General features: G+C 44.2%; 29 protein-coding genes. 15 read left to right on the top strand and 14 right to left on the bottom strand.

All coding sequences use genetic code 11. From position 1 onward, the window contains the following. Window positions 1–15 precede the first annotated feature (15 nt). Complete coding sequence (gene hflX / locus RO21_RS00430; RefSeq protein ID WP_084724221.1) at window positions 16–1,371, top strand: ribosome rescue GTPase HflX; 1,356 nt, start codon at window positions 16–18, stop codon at window positions 1,369–1,371. A 40-nt stretch (window positions 1,372–1,411) separates the two neighbouring features. Here hflX and hutZ read toward each other — a convergent pair whose 3' ends face one another. Continuing rightward, window positions 1,412–1,936: a heme utilization protein HutZ gene (hutZ, locus tag RO21_RS00435; protein ID WP_047975826.1), complete on the bottom strand. Its 525-nt coding sequence runs from the start codon at window positions 1,934–1,936 to the stop codon at window positions 1,412–1,414. 14 nt (window positions 1,937–1,950) lie between these two features. Continuing rightward, window positions 1,951–2,442: a heme utilization cystosolic carrier protein HutX gene (hutX, locus tag RO21_RS00440; protein ID WP_047975827.1), complete on the bottom strand. Its 492-nt coding sequence runs from the start codon at window positions 2,440–2,442 to the stop codon at window positions 1,951–1,953. Window positions 2,443–2,671: 229 nt separating this feature from the next. On the opposite strand from hutX, the gene secE reads away from it, so the two are divergent. Together secE and nusG are read left to right on the top strand one after the other, a co-directional pair. After that, complete coding sequence (gene secE / locus RO21_RS00445) at window positions 2,672–3,082, top strand: preprotein translocase subunit SecE (RefSeq protein ID WP_047975828.1); 411 nt, start codon at window positions 2,672–2,674, stop codon at window positions 3,080–3,082. Between the two features lies 1 nt (window position 3,083). Continuing rightward, the gene (nusG, locus tag RO21_RS00450) at window positions 3,084–3,665 is read left to right on the top strand and encodes a transcription termination/antitermination protein NusG (RefSeq protein ID WP_047975829.1); all 582 of its coding nucleotides are present in this window, start codon (window positions 3,084–3,086) and stop codon (window positions 3,663–3,665) included. A 60-nt stretch (window positions 3,666–3,725) separates the two neighbouring features. Here the strand turns inward: nusG and RO21_RS00455 are convergent, their stop codons facing one another. Then, a complete protein-coding gene (locus RO21_RS00455) occupies window positions 3,726–4,160 on the bottom strand; it encodes a helix-turn-helix domain-containing protein (protein ID WP_047975830.1) in 435 nt (144 codons plus the stop codon). A gap of 130 nt (window positions 4,161–4,290) precedes the next feature. Here RO21_RS00455 and RO21_RS00460 point away from each other — a divergent pair, with 130 nt between their 5' ends. The 8 genes from RO21_RS00460 to trkA all read left to right on the top strand — a co-directional run bounded on the left by RO21_RS00460 (window position 4,291) and on the right by trkA (window position 11,586). After that, a complete protein-coding gene (locus RO21_RS00460; RefSeq protein ID WP_047975831.1) occupies window positions 4,291–5,058 on the top strand; it encodes a YaaW family protein in 768 nt (255 codons plus the stop codon). Between the two features lie 96 nt (window positions 5,059–5,154). Then, window positions 5,155–5,478 (top strand): hypothetical protein, encoded by a 324-nt coding sequence (locus RO21_RS00465; RefSeq protein ID WP_047975832.1) that lies wholly within the window; start codon window positions 5,155–5,157, stop codon window positions 5,476–5,478. Window positions 5,479–5,500: 22 nt separating this feature from the next. Further along, window positions 5,501–6,406 carry a DUF6892 domain-containing protein gene (locus RO21_RS00470; RefSeq protein WP_047975833.1) on the top strand — a complete coding sequence of 302 codons (906 nt, stop codon included), beginning with the start codon at window positions 5,501–5,503 and terminating at the stop codon, window positions 6,404–6,406. Between the two features lie 194 nt (window positions 6,407–6,600). Further along, the gene (rplK, locus tag RO21_RS00475; RefSeq protein ID WP_047975834.1) at window positions 6,601–7,029 is read left to right on the top strand and encodes a 50S ribosomal protein L11; all 429 of its coding nucleotides are present in this window, start codon (window positions 6,601–6,603) and stop codon (window positions 7,027–7,029) included. Between the two features lie 4 nt (window positions 7,030–7,033). After that, window positions 7,034–7,723, top strand: a complete 690-nt coding sequence (rplA, locus tag RO21_RS00480) for a 50S ribosomal protein L1 (protein WP_047975835.1) — start codon at window positions 7,034–7,036, stop codon at window positions 7,721–7,723. A 241-nt stretch (window positions 7,724–7,964) separates the two neighbouring features. Then, window positions 7,965–8,918 (top strand): methionyl-tRNA formyltransferase, encoded by a 954-nt coding sequence (fmt, locus tag RO21_RS00485; protein ID WP_047975836.1) that lies wholly within the window; start codon window positions 7,965–7,967, stop codon window positions 8,916–8,918. Next, window positions 8,915–10,213 (top strand): 16S rRNA (cytosine(967)-C(5))-methyltransferase RsmB, encoded by a 1,299-nt coding sequence (rsmB, locus tag RO21_RS00490; RefSeq protein WP_047975837.1) that lies wholly within the window; start codon window positions 8,915–8,917, stop codon window positions 10,211–10,213. Before fmt ends, rsmB begins: the two co-directional genes overlap by 4 nt. Next, on the top strand, window positions 10,210–11,586 hold the full coding sequence (gene trkA, locus RO21_RS00495; protein WP_047975838.1) for a Trk system potassium transporter TrkA: 1,377 nt from the start codon (window positions 10,210–10,212) through the stop codon (window positions 11,584–11,586). The genes rsmB and trkA overlap by 4 nt, the downstream gene beginning before the upstream one ends. Window positions 11,587–11,622: 36 nt before the next feature. On the opposite strand, the gene RO21_RS00500 is transcribed toward trkA, so the two are convergent. Further along, window positions 11,623–12,132, bottom strand: coding sequence for a hypothetical protein (locus tag RO21_RS00500; RefSeq protein ID WP_047975839.1), 510 nt, complete (start codon window positions 12,130–12,132; stop codon window positions 11,623–11,625). Between the two features lie 117 nt (window positions 12,133–12,249). Between RO21_RS00500 and folP the strand changes: the two genes are divergently transcribed. After that, window positions 12,250–13,098: a dihydropteroate synthase gene (folP, locus tag RO21_RS00505; protein WP_047975840.1), complete on the top strand. Its 849-nt coding sequence runs from the start codon at window positions 12,250–12,252 to the stop codon at window positions 13,096–13,098. Window positions 13,099–13,168: 70 nt separating this feature from the next. Here the strand turns inward: folP and RO21_RS00510 are convergent, their stop codons facing one another. Beyond that, window positions 13,169–14,101 carry a DMT family transporter gene (locus RO21_RS00510; RefSeq protein WP_047975841.1) on the bottom strand — a complete coding sequence of 311 codons (933 nt, stop codon included), beginning with the start codon at window positions 14,099–14,101 and terminating at the stop codon, window positions 13,169–13,171. Window positions 14,102–14,232: 131 nt separating this feature from the next. Here RO21_RS00510 and RO21_RS00515 point away from each other — a divergent pair, with 131 nt between their 5' ends. Beyond that, window positions 14,233–14,595, top strand: coding sequence for an MmcQ/YjbR family DNA-binding protein (locus tag RO21_RS00515; RefSeq protein ID WP_047975842.1), 363 nt, complete (start codon window positions 14,233–14,235; stop codon window positions 14,593–14,595). A 48-nt stretch (window positions 14,596–14,643) separates the two neighbouring features. Here RO21_RS00515 and ompA read toward each other — a convergent pair whose 3' ends face one another. Next, window positions 14,644–15,762, bottom strand: coding sequence for a porin OmpA (gene ompA, locus RO21_RS00520; protein ID WP_047975843.1), 1,119 nt, complete (start codon window positions 15,760–15,762; stop codon window positions 14,644–14,646). Window positions 15,763–16,190: 428 nt separating this feature from the next. Here ompA and ydiJ point away from each other — a divergent pair, with 428 nt between their 5' ends. Together ydiJ and RO21_RS00530 are read left to right on the top strand one after the other, a co-directional pair. After that, window positions 16,191–19,295: a D-2-hydroxyglutarate dehydrogenase YdiJ gene (gene ydiJ / locus RO21_RS00525; RefSeq protein WP_047975844.1), complete on the top strand. Its 3,105-nt coding sequence runs from the start codon at window positions 16,191–16,193 to the stop codon at window positions 19,293–19,295. Further along, window positions 19,292–19,717: a hotdog fold thioesterase gene (locus RO21_RS00530; RefSeq protein ID WP_047975845.1), complete on the top strand. Its 426-nt coding sequence runs from the start codon at window positions 19,292–19,294 to the stop codon at window positions 19,715–19,717. Before ydiJ ends, RO21_RS00530 begins: the two co-directional genes overlap by 4 nt. A 173-nt stretch (window positions 19,718–19,890) precedes the next feature. Here RO21_RS00530 and RO21_RS00535 read toward each other — a convergent pair whose 3' ends face one another. Genes RO21_RS00535 through mog form a run of 8 tightly spaced genes read right to left on the bottom strand, consistent with a single transcriptional unit; the run spans window position 19,891 to window position 24,478 of the window. After that, window positions 19,891–20,232 carry an ArsC family reductase gene (locus tag RO21_RS00535; protein ID WP_047975846.1) on the bottom strand — a complete coding sequence of 114 codons (342 nt, stop codon included), beginning with the start codon at window positions 20,230–20,232 and terminating at the stop codon, window positions 19,891–19,893. 21 nt (window positions 20,233–20,253) lie between these two features. Continuing rightward, window positions 20,254–20,493 (bottom strand): FAD assembly factor SdhE, encoded by a 240-nt coding sequence (locus RO21_RS00540; RefSeq protein ID WP_047975847.1) that lies wholly within the window; start codon window positions 20,491–20,493, stop codon window positions 20,254–20,256. Beyond that, window positions 20,493–21,437: a 4-hydroxy-3-methylbut-2-enyl diphosphate reductase gene (gene ispH / locus RO21_RS00545; protein ID WP_047975848.1), complete on the bottom strand. Its 945-nt coding sequence runs from the start codon at window positions 21,435–21,437 to the stop codon at window positions 20,493–20,495. The genes RO21_RS00540 and ispH overlap by 1 nt, the downstream gene beginning before the upstream one ends. After that, on the bottom strand, window positions 21,434–21,925 hold the full coding sequence (lspA, locus tag RO21_RS00550) for a signal peptidase II (protein WP_047975849.1): 492 nt from the start codon (window positions 21,923–21,925) through the stop codon (window positions 21,434–21,436). Before lspA ends, ispH begins: the two co-directional genes overlap by 4 nt. An 11-nt stretch (window positions 21,926–21,936) precedes the next feature. Further along, window positions 21,937–22,521: a hypothetical protein gene (locus RO21_RS00555; protein ID WP_053067689.1), complete on the bottom strand. Its 585-nt coding sequence runs from the start codon at window positions 22,519–22,521 to the stop codon at window positions 21,937–21,939. Between the two features lies 1 nt (window position 22,522). Further along, a complete protein-coding gene (locus tag RO21_RS00560) occupies window positions 22,523–23,524 on the bottom strand; it encodes an AAA family ATPase (protein WP_047975850.1) in 1,002 nt (333 codons plus the stop codon). A 13-nt stretch (window positions 23,525–23,537) separates the two neighbouring features. Next, window positions 23,538–23,876 carry a nitrogen regulatory protein P-II gene (gene glnB / locus RO21_RS00565; RefSeq protein ID WP_047975851.1) on the bottom strand — a complete coding sequence of 113 codons (339 nt, stop codon included), beginning with the start codon at window positions 23,874–23,876 and terminating at the stop codon, window positions 23,538–23,540. Further along, entirely contained in the window at window positions 23,873–24,478 is a 606-nt protein-coding gene (mog, locus tag RO21_RS00570; protein WP_047975852.1) for a molybdopterin adenylyltransferase, read from the bottom strand. The genes glnB and mog overlap by 4 nt, the downstream gene beginning before the upstream one ends. Window positions 24,479–24,483: the final 5 nt, after the last annotated feature.

Below are 24,483 nucleotides of genomic sequence, written 5' to 3' on the forward strand. Positions count from 1 at the left end.
AGCTTATCTGCACCGATGATCTCTCAACCAAGCACAGACAATGTGTTTGGTTTGGCTCAATCTGGAAAAGCCCCTACCTCTGCCCAAACAGAGCGTGCGATTTTAGTTCATCTCTATCTGTCGCAAGTAAAAGATACCGAAAACCTGTTGGAATTTCAGACCTTAGCTCAGTCTGCCGGTGTTGAAATTGCTGCTGTCTTAACCGGTAGCCGCCAGACGCCCCATATCAAATATTATGTCGGGCAAGGGAAAGCACAGGAAATTGCGCAGGCGGTCGAAACCTTTAATGCTGCCGTTATCTTGGTTAATCACGCATTGAGTCCGGCACAAAATCGCAATTTATCCCAATTATGTGGCTGTCGAGTAGTAGATCGCACCGGTTTAATTTTGGATATTTTTGCCCAGCGGGCAAGATCGCACGAGGGTAAATTACAGGTGGAACTCGCCCAACTGCGCCATTTATCCAGCCGTTTGGTTCGCCGCTTAGGTCATCAGGATCAACAAAAAGGCGGGGCGGTCGGCCTCAGAGGACCGGGCGAAACCCAGCTTGAAACGGACAAGCGGTTAATTAAGCTGAAAATTTTGCAACTGCAAAACCGTTTAGAAAAAGTGCATAAACAGCGTAGCCAAAATCGCAAAACACGGCAGAAAGCGGATATTCCGACCATCTCGCTGGTCGGCTATACCAATGCAGGCAAATCAACCCTGTTTAACCGCCTCACTAATGCCAATGTGTATGCGGCGGATCAACTGTTTGCCACTCTCGATCCGACATTACGCCGCTTATCGCTCCAAGACGTTGGCACCGCGATTTTGGCGGATACGGTCGGCTTTATCCGCTTTTTACCGCACGATTTGGTGTCCGCCTTTAAATCCACCCTGCAAGAAACCAGCGAAGCCGATTTGCTGCTGCACGTTATTGATGCCGCAGACAGTCGCCGTGATGAGAATATCGCCGCCGTTAATCAAGTATTGGAAAACATTCAAGCACACGATGTGCCAAGTTTATTGGTCTTCAACAAAATCGATCGCTTAGAGGGCGTTGCTCCGCATATTACTTACGATGATGAAGGATCACCGACCGCCGTTTATCTTGCTGCCGAAACCGAGCAAGGCATCGACCTGCTTTTGCACGCCATCAGTGCAAAGCTAAAAAACGAGCTGACCCGTCAAACGCTATTATTGCCGGTAACAAGCGGTCGGATCTACGCCAAATTTTACCAACAACAATGTATCCTTTCAGAGCAACTCACCCCATTTGGCGACCGATTAATTGACATTGAGGTCGATCACATTCAATGGCAAAAATGGCTCAAACAGTACCCTGAATTGAATGAATTTGCCGAACTCGCCAAATGGGAACAGGCATAACGGTCGTGTGGCACAAACGTCTCACACCAATGACACAACACTAATCCACACCCTTTTTATGCCCCTCATCAATATGGACTAAATCCGCCGCACCGCCCGCATCAATATGAAAGGCTTTCCCGAACCCTTTCACAAATAATCCGTTATGCACCTTGAAAGAGAACAATTTGAAATCCCCTAGTTCAATTAGCTTCTCGACCAATGCGCCGTGGCGTGCCTTTAGCTTGTCAATCCCCGTTTGCCACTCGGCACTATCACGCGCTATCATTCGTGCTGTCGCATCAAAGGTTAAACGGTGGCGGGCGAAAATCTCACTGCTCGCAGCTTCATCTTCAATCAACATTAACGAGAGCTTGGGCATCTGCATTAAATTGCGGGCGTGGCGGGCAACTGTGGAAATCAATACCTGATATTCACCATTGTCGATCACAAAAGGGGCATAACTCACATTCGGCACACCCTGTTCATCCACTGTGGCAAGCGCCAACGTTTTAATTTGTTGCTTAAATGTCTCAATTTCCGTGACTAAGCGGTTCTGCCACATTGCTTGACGTGCATCTGTCATTACATTTCTCCTTTTTACTGAAACTGTTTAAATCGGGCGACTTGCTCAGGCAATAATCTCCGCTGCTCATCCCGACCAAGATAAACCTTAAACATAACCTGACCGTCATTCGCAATAAAGGCAATGTGGTAACTCTCTTTGCCCCGAAACGGTAAACTGACAAAGACGATTTTCGCTATATTCGTCAATTTTAAATGCCCGTGTAACGCCCCTTCCTGCCCTTTCATATTCAAGTTGTAATAGCCCCGCCCAATAGACCCGCTGGGAAAACGATCTTTAATCTCAAAAATTGAGCCGGCTTTCTCAATAATCGTGGTAAATGTGCCCCACTCGCTAATGGTTGTCAGCAGACTTTCCGCCCGTTCCGGCGGGAAAACACGGATAAATTCCGCCGGCAATGCGCACAAAACCTCGCCTTCCGGGCACTGCAACATTTCTGCCATTTCAAGCGGAATCAAATTTGGGTTCTGAGCAAGTAATTCAGCTACTTTCTCGGTTAATGCCATTTTCTTTCCTATTTTTTGATAATAATTATCAACATCATATTAAAAGAATTGTACGGAAATGCAAGTCATTTACTCAAACACTTTTATCCTACTCAAGATTTTCGCCACTCGACCAACCAGCAAATTTGCGAAATTTATGAAAAGATCGTAGAAAGGCACAACGACAAATGCTAGAATTGAATGCTTTAAAAAATTGAACGTTCATATTTGTAAAAATTTTAGGTTGTCTATGGCTAAAGAAATGCAAAAAAGCTCGGAAAAAACGGAACAAAACGGGCTAAAAAGTAAAGGCGTAAACGGCACATTATGGGCAGTTTCTCTCGCCTTATTCGCAACAGCGGTGATTGGAAATACCTATTTCAGCACGCATTTTGCGTTAATCGTCCGAGTATTGTTATTAGTAGTATTGATCATCGCTGCTGTCGGGTTGGCGGCAATCACAAACCAAGGGCAAAAAGCGATCGGTTTCATTAAGGACTCCCGTCAAGAGTTACGCAAAATCATTTGGCCGACCCGCCAAGAAACCACACAAACCACACTGATTGTCGCGGCAATGTGTGTTCTCGTCGCACTCGCACTATGGGGGATTGATTCCCTGATCGTTACCGTGATTAATTTCCTAACCAGTTTGAGATTCTAAAATGAGCGAAACAGTAGTAGAAGAATTAACAACCGAAACCAAGCCGACCAGAATGCGTTGGTATGTCTTGCAAGCTTTCTCCGGCTTTGAAGCCAGGGTAGCAATGACATTGCGTGAATACATCAAATTGCACAATATGCAGGATCAATTCGGCGAAGTGCTTGTTCCTACCGAAGAAGTGGTCGAAAACGTGGGCAGAAAACGTCGCAAAACCGAACGTAAATTCTTCCCGGGTTACGTCCTTGTGCAAATGGAAATGAATGACGACACTTGGCACTTGGTGAAAAGTGTACCGCGCGTGATGGGCTTTATAGGCGGTACGGCGGATAAACCTGCACCTATCTCGCAGCGTGAAGCGGATCGTATCCTCAACCGAGTTCAAGAGACCAGCGAAAAACCACGCCACAGAAAAGAGTTCCAACCGGGCGAAGAAGTGCGCGTTACCGAAGGGCCTTTCGCCGACTTTACCGGTACGGTAGAAGATGTGGACTACGAAAAAGGCCGCTTAAAAGTGTCTGTCTCTATTTTTGGCCGAGCAACCCCTGTCGAGCTTGAATTCGGTCAGGTAGAAAAAAGTTCATAATTTATAAGCATACCAATTTAAATAAGGGGTATATATAAATACCCCTTATTTACTCATTTATCACTTACCCTTTTCTAGAGTGTCAACCAATTTTTGCAATGCACTAATCTGCTGCTTAAGTGATTCAATTTCACGCTCTCTTGCATCAAGCAGTTCATTTTTGGCAAGAACAATATAGTTTAGATGTTTAATTTCGGCTTCAAGGGCGGGATTTCCAAGTGCAATACTGAAATTCGTAGAATTACTGAAATTGTCGTTTGAATGATTAAATACAACCACGCCTTCATTATTACTTGCCATTAAGTCAAAAATATCCACTTCAAGCACTTTTGCGATACGGTGTAGCCTATCAATACTGATATTCGTCTCACCCCGTTCTAATTTTGCATAACCCGTTACCGACATAGACAAACGCTCTGCCATATCAGCTTGAGTCAGGCATTTATCTTCTCGAATATCACGAATATTTTGACGAATTTGGTCTTGTTTATTCATAACTGCTCTTTTTCGGTAGGTAAATGTAATGAATTGGGTATTCTACTGCAACTAAACGATGATTGTATCAACATTTAGCAAAAAATAGAATAACGCTGTTTTTACAACCACATAAACAAAGGAGCAATTGATGGCTTATAGATACGATCCAGATTTAGAATTTTTAGGCACATTGAAGTCGGAGGAACTAGACAATCTCGTTAATATACTTACCAAAGATAAAAAAGGAGAAAGTTTATTAACAGAGACATTAACTAGCGAACGTAATTATATTCGTTATTATCCTGATCATCAAAAATACTGGAAAGAAATTGCGCAAGAATTACAGCTTTTTGGTGGAAATACCTTTATGAATCTTATTAAAGGCGGTAAAGGCGTGTTATATAAAGAAGTGCTGTGTGATGTTTGCGATAAAATGAAAGTGAACTACAACAAATCCTCATCTGTAAAGCGGATTGAAGAAAATCTTCTAATGAAAATTTTGCAAACGACATTAGAGAAAATGACACCGGAGGAATTAAAAAAACTTGCCATTGAGATGGGATTGAAAAATGTTGAGGAATTTAATCCGCAAAAAATAGCCGCTGCATTTATTTGTATGTTTAATTTGGGTGGTTTTACATCTTATAAAATCACTCTAATTATAGTTAATGCAGTTATGAAGGCGTTATTTGGCCATGGACTTAAATTGGCAGCAAATGCCGCATTAGCTAGATGGGTTTCTATCCTTACAGGGCCTGTTGGAGTAGCAATTACATCAATCTGGACTCTGATTGACATTGCTGGACCAGCTTATCGTGTAACTATTCCTGCTGTCATTCAAATCGCTTATTTAAGATCCCTTTCAGAGTTTCGGGATGAGATTGACCAGGAACAGGAATGGGAACTGAAATTATAAAATTGTGATTGAACTATTTTTAATTTAAGAACAATTTAGCAAGTAATGATGAATAAATGCGATCAATTTTAACGGCACTCTTCAAAAGGAAAAAAGATGTTAATCCCTTATAATGAATATTATCCACAATTTCGTACTCTAATTGATAAACGAGAAAATTTTGAGATTGTTGGCGTACCCAAAAGCGATATGTATGCAGTGTGTGAAATTCTCGAAAAATATATTGAAAGCCAACATCTGAAATGTCGAATTTATACACAAAAGCGAATAGTGAGTAGTATCGCTGGTTTCGTTAATCCCGTGGTTGGTGTGGCTGCACTCGCTGGAATTGGGATTCACAATGTGATGACTTGGAATCCTGATTTTGAGATTTCTCGTGATCTCGCTAATAACAGGATTGCGGTTGAATATAAAAAATAAGTTTTTACTAAAGGAGAATAGTATGCCAAATATTTTTGAAACATTAAAAACAAATCAGCTATTCGACATTCTTGAAGAAGAAAGAGATGACGCTTTTGAAAATGAGGAATTTTTTCAGGGATTGAAAGATCTTCTACACTTATCTAAAAATTGGGATCTTAAGAAAAAAATACAGTTCGTTAGCAGTGTACTGTCTAGTTTTGAAGGTATGGCAGGTTGGTTTTATATTTACTGCGACGGCTGGGATACCATTTTTGGTTTGGCTGGCGAGAAAAACGAAAGAAAACTGGAGGGTCTAAAATTAATATCAAAAGCCTTTTCCGATATTGATGAACCCGTTACTCATCAGCTACGTTATATTATTTCTGAGGCGGAGCGTATTAAGTTGCGCAGACTTCATCCGATTTATAATTTAAATCAAACACCTAAAATTATTTTTAAAGATTTTGGATTTAAATTGGCTGTAATTAATCAGCTGATGTATAAAAAGAAAATATTAAGACCTAGTTTTAATATTGCACTCTTTGCTGAAGAGTATATTGATGAAAGGACAGGCTATGGCATTAACCTTGACTGGTATCGTGCAAGTCAAGAGGCCGCAAGATATTTATGGAATTTAGATATCCCAGAATATTTGTTGAATAGCATTACCACACTTGAATTGGATCAAAACGCAGAAATTTATCGAGGTGTTGCATATCCAGGGCTATATATCAATCCAAAACTCTTGAGTGATGGATATAAACCTATCACAGATAATGCCATAGAAGATCTTGCTTTATTACCTAATTTAGAAAGTATTGTTCTTGGCGGAAGCATTAAATTTGAATGGGGAAAGGATGAATCTTATAGAGATGATCTCTCGACTAATTTTGTACAGGCGCTGAAAGCGAAAAGGATCAAATTGCGACGTAATAGGGCGATATAATTTCATTATAAATGAACATATAAGTAGGCGGTATTTTCTCTACAAAATGTTGCAAAACGTAAAATTTGCTTGAAAGGCATACAAAACTCTAGTAAAATTCGCACCCTTATTAACGAGTGAAATCTTTCACTCGTCTTTTTATGTCCACAGGGGAGCTGATTTCAGCGCTATCACCCATTTTAGAGGAAAAAACAATGGCAAAAAAAGTACAAGCCTACGTTAAGTTGCAAGTTGCAGCGGGTATGGCGAACCCATCACCACCAGTTGGTCCTGCATTAGGTCAACAAGGTGTGAACATTATGGAATTCTGTAAAGCATTCAATGCGCGTACCGAGAGCTTAGAAAAAGGCTTACCGATTCCGGTTGTTATCACCGTTTACGCAGACCGTTCTTTCACTTTCGTGACCAAAACACCACCAGCAGCTGTTTTACTCAAAAAAGCGGCAGGCATTAAATCCGGTTCAGGTAAACCGAACAAAGATAAAGTCGGTAAAGTAACGTTAGAGCAAATCCGTCAAATCGCTGAAACTAAAGCAGCCGATATGACCGGTGCAACGATCGAAACAAAAATGAAATCAATCGCAGGTACTGCTCTCTCAATGGGCTTAGTGGTGGAGGAATAATACGATGGCTAAATTGACTAAAAAAATGAAAGCAATCAAAGCTGGCGTAGATGCGACCAAAGTCTATGAAATCAACGAAGCAATCGCAGTATTAAAACAGTTCGCAACAGCGAAATTTGTTGAAAGCGTTGATGTCGCTGTAAACTTGGGTATCGACCCGCGTAAATCAGACCAAAACGTACGTGGCGCAACCGTACTTCCACACGGAACAGGTCGTACTGCCCGTGTTGCCGTATTCACACAAGGTGCTAATGCAGAAGCCGCAAAAGCAGCCGGTGCGGATTTAGTCGGTATGGAAGACCTTGCCGAATTAGTCAAAAAAGGCGAAATGAACTTTGACGTAGTTATCGCCTCACCGGATGCAATGCGTGTGGTAGGTCAATTAGGTCAAATCCTTGGTCCACGCGGCTTAATGCCAAACCCGAAAGTCGGTACAGTAACACCAAACGTAGCGGAAGCGGTTAAAAACGCAAAATCCGGTCAGATCCGTTATCGTAACGACAAAAACGGTATCATCCACACCACTATCGGTAAAGTAAACTTCTCTGAAGAACAACTAAAAGACAACCTTAACGCATTATTGGCTGCTTTAACTAAAGCAAAACCAACCACAGCAAAAGGTGTGTTCATCAAGAAAGTCAGCATCTCTACCACAATGGGTGCAGGTGTGGCGGTTGATCAATCTTCACTATAATTTAAGTCGTCTACTTAAAAAGTGATATACCATAAAGACTGAATTCAACATTTTATTGGATTCGGTCTTTTTTATTTAAGCAAAAATATCAATCCTCTCTCTTTTTCTTATATCTAAATATTGTACAAACTGAACTCAATAAAGCTAACAAACCATATCCCTATTGTTTTACACAAATTATAACAAATCGCATCAAGGCTCTGATAAAATACACTATTATCCATTTTTCAACCCAGTTCAAATGACAAAATTAAACATCATCTTTGCCGGCACGCCGGAGTTTGCCGCAACGCATTTACAGGCACTGCTCGACTCCAAGCACAATGTGGTGGCGGTCTATACTCAGCCGGATAAACCGGCAGGGCGAGGTAAAAAATTGCAAGCCAGTCCGGTTAAACAACTGGCGGAGCAACATCACCTCCCCGTTTACCAGCCAAAATCACTGCGTAATCCAAAGGCTCAAGCTGAATTTCAATCACTGAATGCCGATGTGATGGTTGTCGTTGCATACGGTTTAATTTTGCCGATTGAAATCCTGAATACTCCCCGTTTCGGTTGTCTGAATGTACACGGTTCACTGCTGCCCCGCTGGCGTGGTGCAGCACCAATTCAACGGGCAATCTGGGCGGGAGATAATGAAACCGGCATTACGATTATGCAAATGGACGCCGGATTAGACACCGGCGATATGCTCCACAAAGTTCATACGCCGATTGCCGCCGACGAAACCTCCGCCTCCCTCTATGCAAAATTGGCAGCCATCGCACCAAACGCATTATTGGCGGTGTTAGACGGTTTAACAAGCGGTCGGTTTAGCCCTGAAAAACAACAGGAAGATTTGGCAAACTATGCCGAAAAACTCACTAAGGCAGAGGCAAAGTTAGACTGGCAACTGACCGCCTGCCAGCTTGAACGCAACATTCGTGCCTTTAATCCGGCACCGATTGCCTATCTTACTCTCAACCTCAACGGCACAGAGGAACGGGTTAAGATTTATCAATCAGACGTACTGCCACACCAAAATCGTCCGGCAGGCACGGTGTTATCCGTGGACAAAAGCGGCATTCAGATTGCCACCCAGCAAGGCGTGCTGAATTTAACCCGGCTCCAACCGGCAGGTAAAAAGCCGATGACCGTGCAAGATTTTCTCAATGGTCGCAGCGATTGGTTTAAAGTTGGCGAGGTATTAGAATGAAAATGCTCCCGCCACGAGCTGCGGCGGCACAGATTATCTTAGAGGTATTGGATAACGGTAAATCCCTATCCAGCCTGATTCCCGCCGTTCAAGCGGAATTGGACGCAAAAGATCTGCCGCTCGTGCAAGAAATCAGCTTTGGTGTCTGCCGTGTTCTGCCCCGCTTGGAAGCGATTATCCGGCACTTAGTCGCAAAGCCCCTCAAGCATAAAACCCGCTTAGTACATTGCTTACTGCTGGTCGGGCTATATCAATTACTCTATTTGCGAGTGCCGACACACGCAGCGGTCAGCGAAGTGGTGAATGCGACTAAACCGTTGAAACTGGACAGTTTTCGAGGCTTGGTCAATGGCGTGTTACGCCGTTTCCTAAGAGAGCAAGAGGCCATTCTCGCTAAAGTCGATCAACACTGGCAAACATTACACCCCGAGTGGCTAGTGAATAAACTCAAGCACACCTACCCTAACTGGCGTGAGATTATTGAGGCAAATAATCAAAAACCGCCGATGTGGATTCGGGTCAATCCGCAATGTGCTGAAACGACAGACTACCGTCAGCAATTAGCCGATCTTGCAAAAAACGATCTCAATCCGAGCGCTTGTGTGCCGGATTGTGCGATTCGGTTAAATCACCCCGTTGCCGTCCACCAACTTCCACAGTTTGAAGAAGGCTGGGTAACGGTACAGGACGCCCACGCACAGTGGTCGGCAATTTTACTAGGGGCACAAAACGGCGAGCAGATTTTAGATGCCTGCGCCGCCCCCGGCGGTAAAACAACGCACATCTTGGAGCTTGCCCCCCACGCCAATGTGATCGCTTTAGACATTGAGGCTAACCGCTTAAAACGGGTACGGGAAAATCTGCAGCGGCTCAAACAAACTGCGACGGTGATTTGCGGCGATGCGAGCCGACCTGAACAGTGGCTGGAACAGGATATAATGTTCGACCGCATTTTGCTGGACGCCCCCTGCTCTGCCACCGGCGTTATCCGCCGCCACCCGGATATTAAATGGTTGCGTCAGGAAAGCGACATTGCTGAATTAGCGGCATTGCAGCAACGCATTTTAACGGCACTGTGGCAACGTTTAAAACCCAACGGCACGTTGCTTTATGCCACCTGCTCAATACTGGCGGAAGAAAATAGCGAGCAAATCGCCCGCTTTCTTGCACACACGCCGAACGCCCGCCTTGAGCCGCTGCAATTTCACACGGAAACGGTGCAATACAAACAGTTCCTACCGCAACAAGCGGGCGGCGATGGCTTCTTTTATGCAAAATTGAGAAAAGTAGAATGAAAATTATCATTTTAGGGGCAGGGCAAGTCGGCTCAACACTGGCTGAAAGCCTCGCGAACAATGAGAATGATATTACCATTATCGACAGTGATCAGAATCGCCTTGCGCCATTACAAAGCAAACACGATTTGCAAGTGATCAAGGGGAACGGCGCTTCACCCCGTATCCTAAGGGAAGCGGGCGCAAGCGATGCGGATTTATTAGTGGCGGTAACCAATAATGATGAATCCAATATGATCGCCTGCCAAATTGCTTACACCCTGTTCCATATTCCGACCAAAATCGCCCGTATTCGCAATGCAGATTATGTGCGGGAGCGGGATACACTGTTCAATGATAATGTGCTACCAATCGACCATATCATCGCGCCCGAACTGTTGGTCACTCAAGAAATCTTACGCTTGATAGACTATCCGGGGACGTTGCAAGTCGCACATTTTGCCGAGGATTTAGTCAGCCTAGTCAGCTTAAAAGCCTACTACGGCGGGCCATTGGTCGGCTACCCGATCTCTGCCTTAGCCGATCATCTGCCGCATATTGAGGCGAGAATTGTCTCGATTTTCCGCCAAGAGAAAAGTTTCGTGCCACAAGGCTCAACCATTATTGAAGCCGGTGATGAAGTCTTTTTCATCTGTGCCACCCAGCATATCAAAGCGGTGATGGCAGAATTACAACGCCTTGAGAAACCGCATAAGCGTGTGATGATCGTGGGCGGCGGCAATATCGGCACGGCATTGGCAAAAGCCTTGGAAGAAAAATGCAGTGTGAAGCTGATTGAACGCCACCCCGATCGTGCGGAAAAACTCGCCGAGAAACTCGCTAAGACCTTGGTACTGTGCGGCGATGCCTCCGACCAAGAATTACTGTTTGAAGAACATATCGAAAACATTGATCTGTTTTTAGCCCTCACCAGTGATGATGAAGCAAATATTATGTCCGCCTTGCTGGCAAAACGGCTTGGTGCTAAAAAAGCGATTGTGTTGGTACAGCGAATGGCCTATTTGCACCTCATTCAAGGCGGGACGATTGATATTGCCCTTTCGCCGCAACAAGCCACGATTTCTGCCCTCTCCAGCCACGTACGAAAAGGGGATATTGTCAAAGTCGCTTCATTCAAGCAGGGGCTAATGGAAGGGATTGAAGCGGTGGCACACGGTGATGAAAATTCATCTAAAGTCGTCGGGCGAAAAATCAGTGAGCTAAAATTACCGCAAGGTGTAGTGATCGGGGCGATTGTCCGTAATGAGCAAGTGATCATCGCCCATAAACCTACGCTAATCCAAGCGCAAGATCGGATCATTGTCTTTATCAACGACACCAAGCAAACCGCCGAAGTGGAAAAACTATTCCAAGTTGGTGCATTCTTTTTATAGCCAAATAAAAAGCCTTGAATTATCAAGGCTTTATCATTATTTAATTTCAATCACTTTCTTTGAGCTAAATTCCAAACGTTTTGCACCATTTACCACACTAATCTCCGCATTTGGATCGGCAATCACCGCTCTTGCCTGCTCCGGTATTTTATCGAACGGCAAATTAATATTCACCGTGATTTTTGACTTGGCTTTCAATGCAGGATCAAAATTCAGCGGAAAATCCTGTGCAAACAAAATCTGCTGATTATGGGAGTACCCACCAATCCAATGCACCGCCTTAATGCGCTGCTTACTCTTATTCTCCAGCTCATAAGTCGCTACAAACACCGGGTTGCCTGCCTCATCCTTGGTCATACTACGCCCGACTAAGCGAATACCAAATGCCTTGTTGAATTGCTTTAACGCTTGATCCGATTTGGTCGATTTTTTCGCCGCCACTGCTTTGTTATTTTCCGCTTTCTTAGTATTGGTTTCCGCATAAGCATTACCTGCGCCAAAAGCAACTAACAGTGAAATAGCAGCAATATGTTTCAATAATTTCATTCTTATCCTTCCGTTAATTAAAAAACAGCAAAATCATATAATTTCACTGCGCGATATACAAGCACAGTTTGATACAATGCTCAAATATATTCATATTTCCTTTTTATGAGTCCTAAAATGCAAATTTGTTTCAAAAATTTTCACGGATCCGACCGCTTGTTAGATCTCAGCCGACCTCAAATAATGGGGATTCTAAATTTTACCCCCGATTCTTTCTCTGACTCCGGTCAATTCTTCAGTTTAGATAAAGCCTTGCGCCAAGTCGAAAAAATGCTAGCGGAAGGGGCAAATATCATTGATATTGGAGGTGAATCGACCCGCCCGAACGCCGAACAGGTCAGCCTTGAGCAAGAGCTGGATCGGGTTGTTCCCCTCGTTGAAGCCGTTCACCAACGGTTTGACTGCTTTATCTCTGTCGATACCTCCAAAGCGGTAGTAATGCAAGAAGCCGCCCAAGCTGGCGCAGACATTATCAATGACATTCGAGCCTTACAAGAGCCGAATGCTCTTGAAACCGCTGCACAACTCAAACTGCCTGTATGTTTAATGCATATGCAAGGCTCACCCCAAACAATGCAGCAGCATCCGGCATACGACGATGTGCTGGAAGAAGTGGCTGATTTTCTTAATCAAAGAATTTTCGCTTGTCTAAATCACGGGATCGAAAAATCCCATATTTTGCTTGATGTCGGATTTGGCTTTGGTAAAACGGTACAACACAACTACCAGCTCTTAAAGCACCTCAAGGTATTCGCCCAATCGGGCTATCCTATACTGGCTGGGCTTTCCCGTAAATCAATGATAGGACATATTCTGAATAAACCCGTTGAACAACGCACTATCGGCAGCGTTACCGGCGCACTTATCGCCATACAAAACGGTGCTAACATTATCCGTGTTCACGATGTGGGCGAAACTGCCGATATGCTTAAAATTTGGCAGGCAATGCAAGAAAGCGACCTATAACATTACAACAAGCGGGCGGTTTAATCGTAGAATTTGCAAAAAATTATATTAAGCTAACCGCTTACCTACTTCACTTAATTAACTGAATCAACGCAACGCCGCAAATTAAGATGCCTAATCCAAGTAATTGGATAGGAAGAATGCGTTTTGGTATTGCACCTAATAAGCCGAATTTATCCACCAGTAAGCTACCGGAAATAAGCCCTAATAAGACTAGAACAATAGCACCGCCTGTACCGATTTGAGGCACAAGAATAATGCTACCGAAAATAAACAATGCCCCCAGTGTACCGCCAAACCAAATCCACCACGGTTTGCCTTTTCCTATACCGTTTTTAAGCCGATGAAAACTACGTTCATAAAGCATTACAACAAAAAATAACCCCGTACCGCCCACCAGAAAAGAGATAAACGCCGCTTGAATTGAGGCATTAAGTTCCCGTCCAAGCTCTGCATTGATCGCCGTTTGGCTCGCCATTAACATTCCCGCCCCAATACCAAACAACCGCCAAAACCAAATCGATCTATCCGTTGACATTATTCGATTGCTTTGTTTTAAGTTAGGTAATACAACCGCACAAAACATTCCGGCTAATACTAACCCTACTCCCGCTAGCCGGATTATGCTTAATTCAATATACGGCGATCCAAACCAGCCAAAACTATCGATCAATATCCCCATTAAGACTTGTCCCAATAATGGAATTATCGCGGTTTGCACGCCGCCTAATTTAGGGAAAAGTAGAATATTGGCAGTTAGGGCAACCATTCCCATTAGACCGCCAATCCATACCCACCAAGGTGCTTGGTGGATCATTTGCCAATCCGGTATCAAGGTATATCCTTGCCAATTAGCCAACAACGCTAAAAACAGTGTGCCGCCGGAAAACGACACTAAAGAAGATAAAAAAGGTACACCGAGATAGCTGCGTAAACGGGCGTTAATCGCCGTTTGAAAGCTAACCCCCATACCAATGCAGAAACCGATAAGAAGTGTAAACATATCATTTTTCCTTTTAAATAAATACAAGCGGTTACTTTAATGCTCTATTTTACAAAGCCAACCCCGGTATGAGTTGTCTTGGTTATCCCAAATAAAGCCGTTATACTTTCCTCATTTGGAGGAAAAAGAAAATGTCCCAACGCCAAGCTATTTTTGATTATGTGGCACAGCAATATGCCGTTGCTCCCGAATACCTGTGGGCAAAACTACCGAGCTATGCGGTACTCCGTCATTGCAATAAGAAAGGGAAATGGTTCGCTCTCATTGCCAACGTTTCCAAAACAAAACTTGGCTTAACAGGCGAAGGTACAGCTGATATTTTGAATATAAAATGCGAACCTGACGTAGTCAGCATTCTCCGACAGGATAAAAATGTGTTGCCCGCCTACCATATGAATAAACGGCGCTGGCTCACGATCGTGCTTGACAGTGATTTTGAATTAGATGAAATATATAAACTGCTAGACTGGAGCTATCGCTTAACCCTTAAATAGCCCCTAAAATAAATGCCCACGATGTGGGCATTCTGATAGATTGTGCTATTACATAGCTACTTGTTTTGAACCTTGTACTTGTACTTCTACACGACGATCCGGTGCTAAACACGCGATTAACGCTTTACGACCTTTCACCGCATCACAAGTGTTGCCTGTTACCGGGTTCGCTTTACCGTAACCTACCGCTGTTACTGTCTCTGGGTTTACACCTTTAGACACGATGTAGTTCGCCACAGATTCCGCACGACGTTGAGAAAGTTTTAAGTTGTACGCTTCTTTACCGATACGGTCTGTGTAACCGTTCACTTGGATTGCCGGAGAAGCTAAACCTAAGTTAGCAATTTCTGCGTGTGCCGCGTCTAACGCTTGTGCCGCTGCCGGTTTTAAGCTCGCTTTACCAAAGTCGAATAACACGTCTGAGCTGAATGCGAAGTTTTTCGTTATCATTTGTGGCTCAGCTACCGGTGCTGCACCTTGACCGAAACGGTAAGTTAAACCTGCGCTGACAGAGTGGAAATCCGGGCTATATTTGAAGTTAGTGCCTTCATAACCTGCTTTACGTGCTGCTTTGTCTAAGTTACCTACACGGCTTAACCATTGGTATTCAACACGTGCTGCTAATTCAGGGGTAATGGCGTACTCAACACCTGCACCCAATAATAAAGAGGTTTTTAAGTTGTGCGCTTTGATACGAGAATCGTGACGAACATCTTGTTGTACATAGTAATCATTACGTACTAATGCCGCACCAACTTTACCGTAAACATCTAAACCTTGTGCCACTTCATAGCTTGGTTTTAAGCTGATATGCGTACCGTGAGCAACGTGTTTCGCTGCACGTTTATCTTTCTCTTCACCTTCAAAAGTGGTATTACCACGCACACGACCGAAGTAGTCATAACCTAACTCAACCGCTAGGTTATCTGCGATTTGGTAACCGCCGAATACACCGTAGTTTACAGAGTTACGGTTGATACCGAAAGCGTTTGGACCGCTATAACGTACATCATCTGCGTATTTATAGTTAAATTGTTTCACCCCACCGTGAACGGTTGTCCAACCCGATTTTGCACCCGCATAAAAAGTGTTTGCTTGTGGTGCCGCTTGTGCCGCAGTTGCTAAGGCTAAACCGGATACTGCTAATGCAATTACAGATTTTTTCATTTTGATGATCCTCTAAATTTATTGTCATCGAAAGTTAAATATATTGCTCAATACGCCAGTTAAAAAGGAAGTATTGAAACTCTTAATTTATTCCTTATTCTAAAATAGAATAAACAGAGTACCTTATATTATTCTACCTAAAAAAGATAAAAACACAAGGCAACCTTTTGAAAATAAGTTTGTCGATATAGAACGCTCTTATTATTTTCCTTCCTGCACTTTAATGAAGTAAGCAATAAGAGCTTAACTATTATGTTGGCTCATTACCTAAAAATCAACGCTCTATCCCGTTTTTTATGTAATAATTTGCAAAGAAACTTTTTCAGTTTGTCCTTTTTTCTTTAATTTTTGTCAATTCTACGGCTATTTCTAATCGGCTCAAAACTTGCTAATATCCGCACTATTCCTATTTTATTTTAAATATAAAAATGATCCCTCGATTAGCAAACACGCCCGATCTTAACCCGACTGTTGCCGATTATTTAACGGCACTCAAAAACCAACATTTCAGCGGTGATATTGCCTCAAGCTACGCCGATCGCCTGTCTCTTGCCACAGACAACAGTGTCTATCAACAAATGCCGCAAGCGATTTTATTTCCCAAATCCATTGCCGATATCATTATCCTGACCAAACTTGCCCAACGGGAAGCCTTTCAATTCCTCACATTTACCCCCCGTGGGGGTGGCACCGGCACAAACGGGCAATCGCTTAATAACAATATTATTGTGGATCTCTCCCGCCATATGAACCACATTTTAGAGCTGAATGTGGCGGAACGCTGGGTGAGAGTGCAAGCCGGCGTGGTCAAAGATCAGCTTAACCAATTTCTCAAACCGCACGGGCTATTTTTTTCGCCGGAACTCTCCACCAGCAACCGTGCAACTTTAGGCGGAATGATCAACACCGATGCCTCAGGGCAAGGTTCGCTTAAATACGGCAAAACGTCTGATCATATTCTTGCCCTCAAATCCGTGCTGATTAACGGCGAAGTGCTTGACACCCAAGCGGTCGATTGCGATGATTTTTCTGCAAATCTTGATGCACTCAATTTGCTGAGCCGAGCCAAACAATTACACCAAACTATTTTCGATCGTTGCCGAACATTGCGACCGACCGTACTCACCTCATTGCCGCAGCTCAACCGCTTTCTGACCGGTTACGATCTGAAAAATGTGTTCAATGAGGCGGAAACCCAGTTCAATCTCAGCCGTATATTGACCGGTTCGGAAGGCTCACTCGCCTTTATCTGTGAAGCAAAGCTCAACTTACTGCCTATTCCGCAGCACCGCACCTTGATTAACGTCAAATACCGCTCATTTGATGCTGCTTTGCGTGCAGCGCCGATGATGCTTCAAGCCAACGCACTCTCCGTTGAAACGGTCGATTCCAAAGTGCTGAACCTCGCCAAACAGGACATCATCTGGCACTCCGTTTCCGATCTCTTAACCGAAGAGGCAGATGACCCGATTTTAGGGATCAACATTGTCGAATATGCCTCTAACGATCAAGCATTGAACGAACGCCAAGTTGCCGATCTGTGCCGAACCCTCGATCAACGCATTGCCGAACGTGCAAGCGGTCTGATCGGCTATCAAATTTGCAACGAGCCCGCCTCGATCGACAAAATCTATGCAATGCGCAAAAAAGCGGTCGGGTTGCTCGGTAACGCAAAAGGCTGGGCGAAGCCGATCGCCTTTGTGGAAGATACCTGCGTCCCGCCGGAGCATCTTGCCGATTACATCGGCGAATTTCGCCAACTGTTAGATGAACACGGCTTGGAATACGGAATGTTCGGGCACGTTGATGCGGGTGTGCTACACGTTCGCCCCGCGTTAGATTTGTGCGATCGTGAGCAAGTGCAGTGTTTCAAACAAATTTCCGACAGTGTGGTGGCACTGACCGCCAAATATGGCGGCTTAATTTGGGGCGAGCACGGTAAAGGAATGCGCTCTGCTTACGGCGAGCAATTTTTTGGTGAAACCTTATGGCGAGAGCTACGCTATATCAAGCAGCTTTTCGACCCGCAAAACCGCCTGAACCCCGGTAAAATTTGTACGCCGTTAGACAGCCAAGCCACCCTTTACCCGATTGACTCGCCGATGCGGGCGGATTTCGACCGCCAAATTCCGCTCACCGTACGGGAGGAATTTAAAGGGGCAATGAACTGCAACGGCAACGGTTTATGCTTTAATTTTGATGTGCATAGCACAATGTGTCCGTCAATGAAAGTGAGCGGCAACCGCCTCTTTTCCCCGAAAGGACGGGCAACCTTAATCCGAGAGTGGCTGCGGTTACTGGCGGCGGAAAACGTTTCACCGCACACATTGATTTTCGACAATCGCCAAAATAGTCCGAAACTAATCGATCTAGCCGCTAAAATACGCAATCAGTGGCAAAAATCCAAAGATTATGATTTTTCCCACGAGGTCAAAGCAGCAATGGATACCTGCTTGGCGTGCAAAGCCTGCGCCAGTCAGTGCCCGATCAAAATTGACGTGCCGACTTTCCGCTCGCAATTTAATGCGCTCTACCACCAACGCTATTTACGCCCGCTGAAAGATTATGTGGTCGCCAACTTAGAGTTTTTTGCGCCGCTGATGGCAAAACAGCCCCGTTTTTTCAACTTTTTCAGTGCGAACCGTTGGGCGGAAAAAGCGGCGGCTCATACTATCGGTATGGTCGATCTGCCCGCTCTCTCCAGCCCAAACTTGAACACGCAGCTCCGACAAATCGGCTACCGCCACGAAACCCTCGAAAGCCTTGAACAGCAAGCGGCAAGCGGTCAGTTGCAAGAGCAAATCAGCAATTATCTGTTCGTGGTGCAAGATCCGTTTACCTCTTATTATGATGCCAAGGTGGTCGCCGATTTTGTCCGTTTGTGCCAGCAGCTCGGCTTTAAGCCGATCGTGCTGCCGTTTAAGCCAAGCGGTAAAGCTCAGCATATCAAAGGCTTTTTGCAACAGTTTGCCCGCACCGCACAAAATCAGGCGGATTTTCTCAACCGTGTAGCGAAATTGGGGATCTCAATGGTCGGGGTCGATCCGGCGCTCACTCTGCTTTATCGGGACGAGTACACCCACTTGCTCAAAGAGCAGCGCGGCACATTTCAGGTACAACTGGCGCACGAATGGCTACTCAGCCAATTAGATGCCGGCACTTTGGCGGATTGCAAAAAAACGCCGAATACCGACCGCTTGCCGTGGCATCTGTTTGCTCACTGTACCGAATCAACCGCCCTGCCGAGTAGCCCGTCTGCGTGGCAAAAAATCTTCGCCCATTTTGGCGAAAAACTGGTGAATGAGAATGTCGGCTGCTGCGGAATGGCGGGTACATTCGGGCACGAAACCCAGCATATTGTGATGTCGAAAGCGATTTATGCGCAATCGTGGCAGCACAAACTGGCAGACAAGCCCCTCGAACGCTGCTTGGCGACCGGCTATTCCTGCCGCAGCCAAGTTAAACGAATGGCGCATCGTGTGCTTAAACACCCGCTCCAAGCCTTACTCACGATCGTGGAGAATACGCAATGATTTGGAAAAAAAACCTCTCTCTTGACGCGCTGAACCAACTTTGCCAAGGCTCTGCCGTCTCGCATTTAGGCATTGCGTTTTGCGAGATCAGTGGGCAAACGCTAACCGCTCGGCTCACTCTCGATCAACGCACAACCCAGCCCTTCGGCTTGCTACACGGCGGTATTTCGGCGACCTTGGCGGAAACGGTCGCCTCTGCCGCCGCTCTACTTTGCTGTGAGGAAGATCAAGTGCCGGTCGGCACGGAATTGAACATCAGCCATTTAAAAGCGGTGAAACAAGGTTTTGTCGCCGGCTGTGCCACGCCGCTTCATTTAGGCAAAGAGAGCCAAGTGTGGCAGGTGGAAATAACAGACGAGCGGCAACGGCTCTGTGCGGTCGCTCGTCTAACCGTGCGGCTATTAAATAAAATAAACGCCTAGAGACAAGATTAGACTAGGCGCAAAATGGTGCGGACAAGAGATCAAAGCCGCTATCTCAATATTATTATCGGAAAACAGATGGTAAGGGGATTTAATAGCGGATATCTTAGCCTAATAAGCAAAACCCTATGCCAATCATTTTGCAAGAAATCGCTATTAACCCACCGCTTGCCTTAACGTAAAGTTTGATATTCCGCCTCGTTAAAGCCAAGCAAAACCTGATCATTTTTAATCACAATCGGGCGTTTAATCAAGGTCGGCTGCTCGGTCAGAACCTCTAATGCTCGTTCTTTGGTGAGATGATTTTTTACCTCGTCTGCCAGTCCACGCCAAGTGGTGCTACGTTTATTCACTAAGTTTTCCCAGCCGAGTTTATCCGCCATTTCTGCCAACCAAACCGGATCTAAGCCGTCTGTACGATAATCGTGTAACTGTGGGTCAAGCCCTTGCGCCGCCAGCCATTTCATTGCTTTTTTAACCGTATCGCAATTTTTTATGCCATAAACTTTAACCATTCTCTCTCCTTAATCTGTTGTTTAATAAGCTAATTTTGAGCGGATTAACGCCACCATCGCCTGTAATGCGGGGGTAGGCGCTGGCTGTTGGTTCATAAACCAGCGGAACAGCTCCGGATCAGGATAGCCAAGCATTTCTACAAAAGTATGCTGCTCGGCTTTGCTCAATTCATCAAAATAACCTTGATAAAAGGGCATTATCAGTTTGTCCAGCTCACGCATTCCCCGCCGACATTCCCACTCAATTTTAAACCGGTTCATTAGGCTACCTCCGTAATTCGCAGCTCTTTCGGGACTTCAAAAACGGTATTTTCTTCACAGCCTTCCAACTCGCTCACCGTTTCTACCCCAAGGGTTTTCAGCCGTTCGACCACCGATTGTACCAACACTTCCGGTGCAGACGCGCCGGCTGTAATACCGATAGTCTTCACCCCCACCAACCAATGCGGATCAATATCCTGCGGCCCGTCAATCAATTTCGCCGGCACGCCCATTCGGGAGGCTAATTCTGCCAAGCGGTTAGAATTTGAGGAATTTTTAGAACCAACCACCAGTACCAGTTGCGATTGCTTTGCCAGTTCCCGCACCGCTTGCTGACGGTTAGTGGTGGCGTAGCAAATATCGTTTTTACGAGGACCTTGAATGGCGGGATATTTGCGTTTTAATGCCTCGATCACACCGCTTGTATCATCAATTGAGAGCGTAGTCTGGGTCATAAAGGTCAGCTCTTGATCGGCTTTGAGGTTCAATTTGGCAATATCTTCTACGTCTTCCACCAAAAAAATGCCGCCTTCGGGGTTGTCGTACTGCCCCATTGTGCCAACCACTTCAGGGTGTCCCTCGTGGCCGATTAAAATTGCCTGCGTGCCTTTCCGACTGGCACGGGCAACCTGCATATGCACTTTCGTTACCAACGGGCAGGTGGCATCAAACACTTTCAACGCCCGCTGCTTCGCCTCTTGACGTACTGCTTGCGACACGCCGTGGGCGGAGAAGATCACGATTGCACCGTCCGGTACTTCGTCCAACTCCTCGACAAAAATTGCTCCCTTAGCTTTTAAGCCGTCCACGACAAAGCGGTTATGCACCACTTCGTGCCGTACATAAATTGGTGCACCGTGGATTTCTAACGCCAATTCGACAATCGAAATCGCCCGATCGACGCCGGCACAAAAGCCCCTAGGATTTGCTAAGATAATGTTCATTGTTCACTCTTTTTCTTTTGGCGGCTGTCTAAAATCGATTCAAGAATGAGCAGCCCCGCCCCCACACAAATGGCAATATCCGCCACGTTAAACACGGGATAGTGATACTTATCCCAATAAAAATGCAAAAAATCCACCACATAGCCGTGATAGGCACGGTCAATCGCATTGCCCAACGCCCCGCCGATAATTAACCCATAGGCACTATTTTGCAGTTTTTGCGAGGCGTTATTTTTAAATAACATCACCACTAACGCCAGCGAAATCACCACCGCCAAGCCTAAGAAAAAATATTTCTGCCAGCCGGAATGTTCGGCGAGAAAGCTGAACGCCGCCCCGTAATTGCGGGCATAGGTGAGGTTAAAAATAGGCAAAATGTTGATACTTTCGCCCAGCTCAAAGCGTTGAACCACGATATATTTACTGAATAAATCGGCGGCAATGGTTACCAAACTCAACCATAACCACACCAAACCTGTTTTTTTCATTCTTGTCCCTTTTAAATTTTACTTACCTTAAATTTCTCACCTAGTATTGAATTATTCCAACTCTCAAAGTTAAAAAATAAGACCTCAAACCAATTATCTTTACTAGATTTAGGTTTATATTCTCCCTTAGATGGTCCTTCGTATATACGTTTAAACTTTTTGTCTGAGTTGACAAAATCATCTTTTAATTGTGAGAGTTGCCTGTCATCTAATGATGATATACAAATCAAAATCACATATTTGATTTTCTTATTTGGTATTCCACGACTAAATGTTTCAAATATTAAGCTATCTATGAACTTTCCGATAAGTTTTAAATAAAATTCTAAAACCTTCTTTTTGTCTTTTTTGTCTTCTCCTTTTAGCATTTCTCTAAACTTATTTTTCTCTAATTCCTTACGATCATTGGGTATTCTACTATTTTCAGGATTTTTGACCTCAATAAGGTAATAATTCTTATCGTCCTCAACTATAAAATCTACAGCTTTTAAAATATCATTTAATCCATGTCCCTTACCGCCATTATCAAAATTTACTGCTCTCTTGGCGTTTGAAAAATCAAAATAGAGATCACCTTCAATCCAGTCTTCATTCATTTTAGTTCTCCAAAGCTCTTCTTATTTCTTCTTTATAAATTCGAGAGTATTCTTCAGAGATTTTATTTGGGGCTATATCAATATAATTTTCAAATTTTTTAGTTATTACACCTTCATCTTTCTTTTTATCTAAAGCAAAAAAAGCAATGTCAACGTTTTCTTTTGCAAATTCGAGTTCTTTTAAAAATGCGTAATTATGCGTAGCGACAAAGATTTGCACATCTCTTTGGGCTAACATTACTAATATTTTCGCCACGTCTTTCATTAAATAAGGATTTAAGTTAGATTCAGGCTCGTCCCAAAATAATGTATTATTACTAAATAACGAACCATTGTGAATTAGCTGCCAGATTAATGCTAATTTTCTATGTCCTTCAGCAACCAAAGCCATTTCTAAGTTAGATCCTCTAGAAGAGAGCTGAAATTCCTCATTTTTAACACTCACTCTCCCTCCCACGATCTTTCTTATTAAATCCAACAACGGCTTCTCATTATCTAATGGCATACCTTTTCTTGCGGGTAAATAAGCCTGTTTTATAATGTCGTAGTAAATTTCTTCAAATGCAAGATCATATTTATCATAGAGTGAAATAAACCCTGGGGCAAAGGATAACACTTCTTTAACGGGAATAAATACAGGTGATGAAGAATCAAAATTAATATTACTTTTCTTAGTATTTAATTCAAACTTACGAGCTTTCGTATTATCAAAAATTAATTCTTTCTTTCCTTGATATTTATCTCTTAATATCACCCGACATGTTGTTGGACCTTGTTTACGGTGTACTAGACGGTTCACTCCTTTTTTTACACTAAAAACATTTTTTAATTTTTCCTCTAACATAAATTCACTATTGCTGCTATGCTGTAAACAATAGATTAATTTCATAATATGTGTTTTTCCCGTCCCATTTTCACCGATAAACACATTGATATTAGATGAAAAATCGAGTGCCGCTTGCTTAAATGCACCAAAATTTTCTAATTCTAAATTTTTAAACATAGTTTACTCCTAACTAAATTGCGTCTTCGTTTTCTTCGCCGGTGCGAATGCGGATTGCACGCTCAACCTCGTAAACGAAAATTTTGCCGTCGCCGATTTTACCGGTTTGGGCAGTGTCAATAATCGCTTCAATGCAGTCGTCCACCTGTTCATCGGTAACAATGATTTCTAACTTCACTTTTGGCAGAAAGTCAATCGCATATTCCGCCCCACGATAGAGTTCCGTATGCCCTTTTTGACGCCCGAAGCCTTTCACTTCGGTAACGGTCATTCCCATAATGCCGACATCGGTCAGAGCTTCTCGCACATCGTCTAATTTAAAGGGCTTAATAATGGCTTCAATTTTTTTCATTTTATCTCCTCTTTTCGTGCCGATTTCGGTCTAAAACTTTCGCAAATTTCGGGGTGGGTTTCAATATAAATGTCGCTTAACAGTTGTAGGCAATAGGGTACGGCACTGAAAATGCCTCGCACCAACACTTTGCCTTGCTCGTCTTTTACCCCTTCCAGCGTTTCTTTAATCGCTTTCGGTTGCCCCGGCAAATTTAAAATTAAGGATTGGCGACGGATAACGCCGACTTGGCGGGATAAAATCGCGGTCGGCACAAAATGCAGGCTCACCTGCCGCATCTGTTCGCCGAAACCGGGCATTTCCCGATCGGCAACCGCTAAGGTGGCATCGGGGGTAACGTCCCGTTTTGCCGGCCCTGTGCCGCCGGTGGTCAGTACTAAATGGCAACCGTGTTGATCGACCAGCTCAATCAGCGTCTGTTCGATGACGGTTTGTTCATCGGGAATTAAACGGCTTTCCAGGTCAAAAGGGGCAATCAGGGCGGCACTCAACCAGCTTTGCAACGCCGGAATGCCTTGATCGGTGTAAACGCCTTGAGAAGCACGATCGGAAATCGACACTAAACCGATTTTGAGCCTCTCTTGAGTTAAACAAGCGGTCATTTTCT

It is taken from the genome of Muribacter muris (assembly GCF_001038205.1).
Classification (GTDB): Bacteria; Pseudomonadota; Gammaproteobacteria; order Enterobacterales; family Pasteurellaceae; genus Muribacter; species Muribacter muris.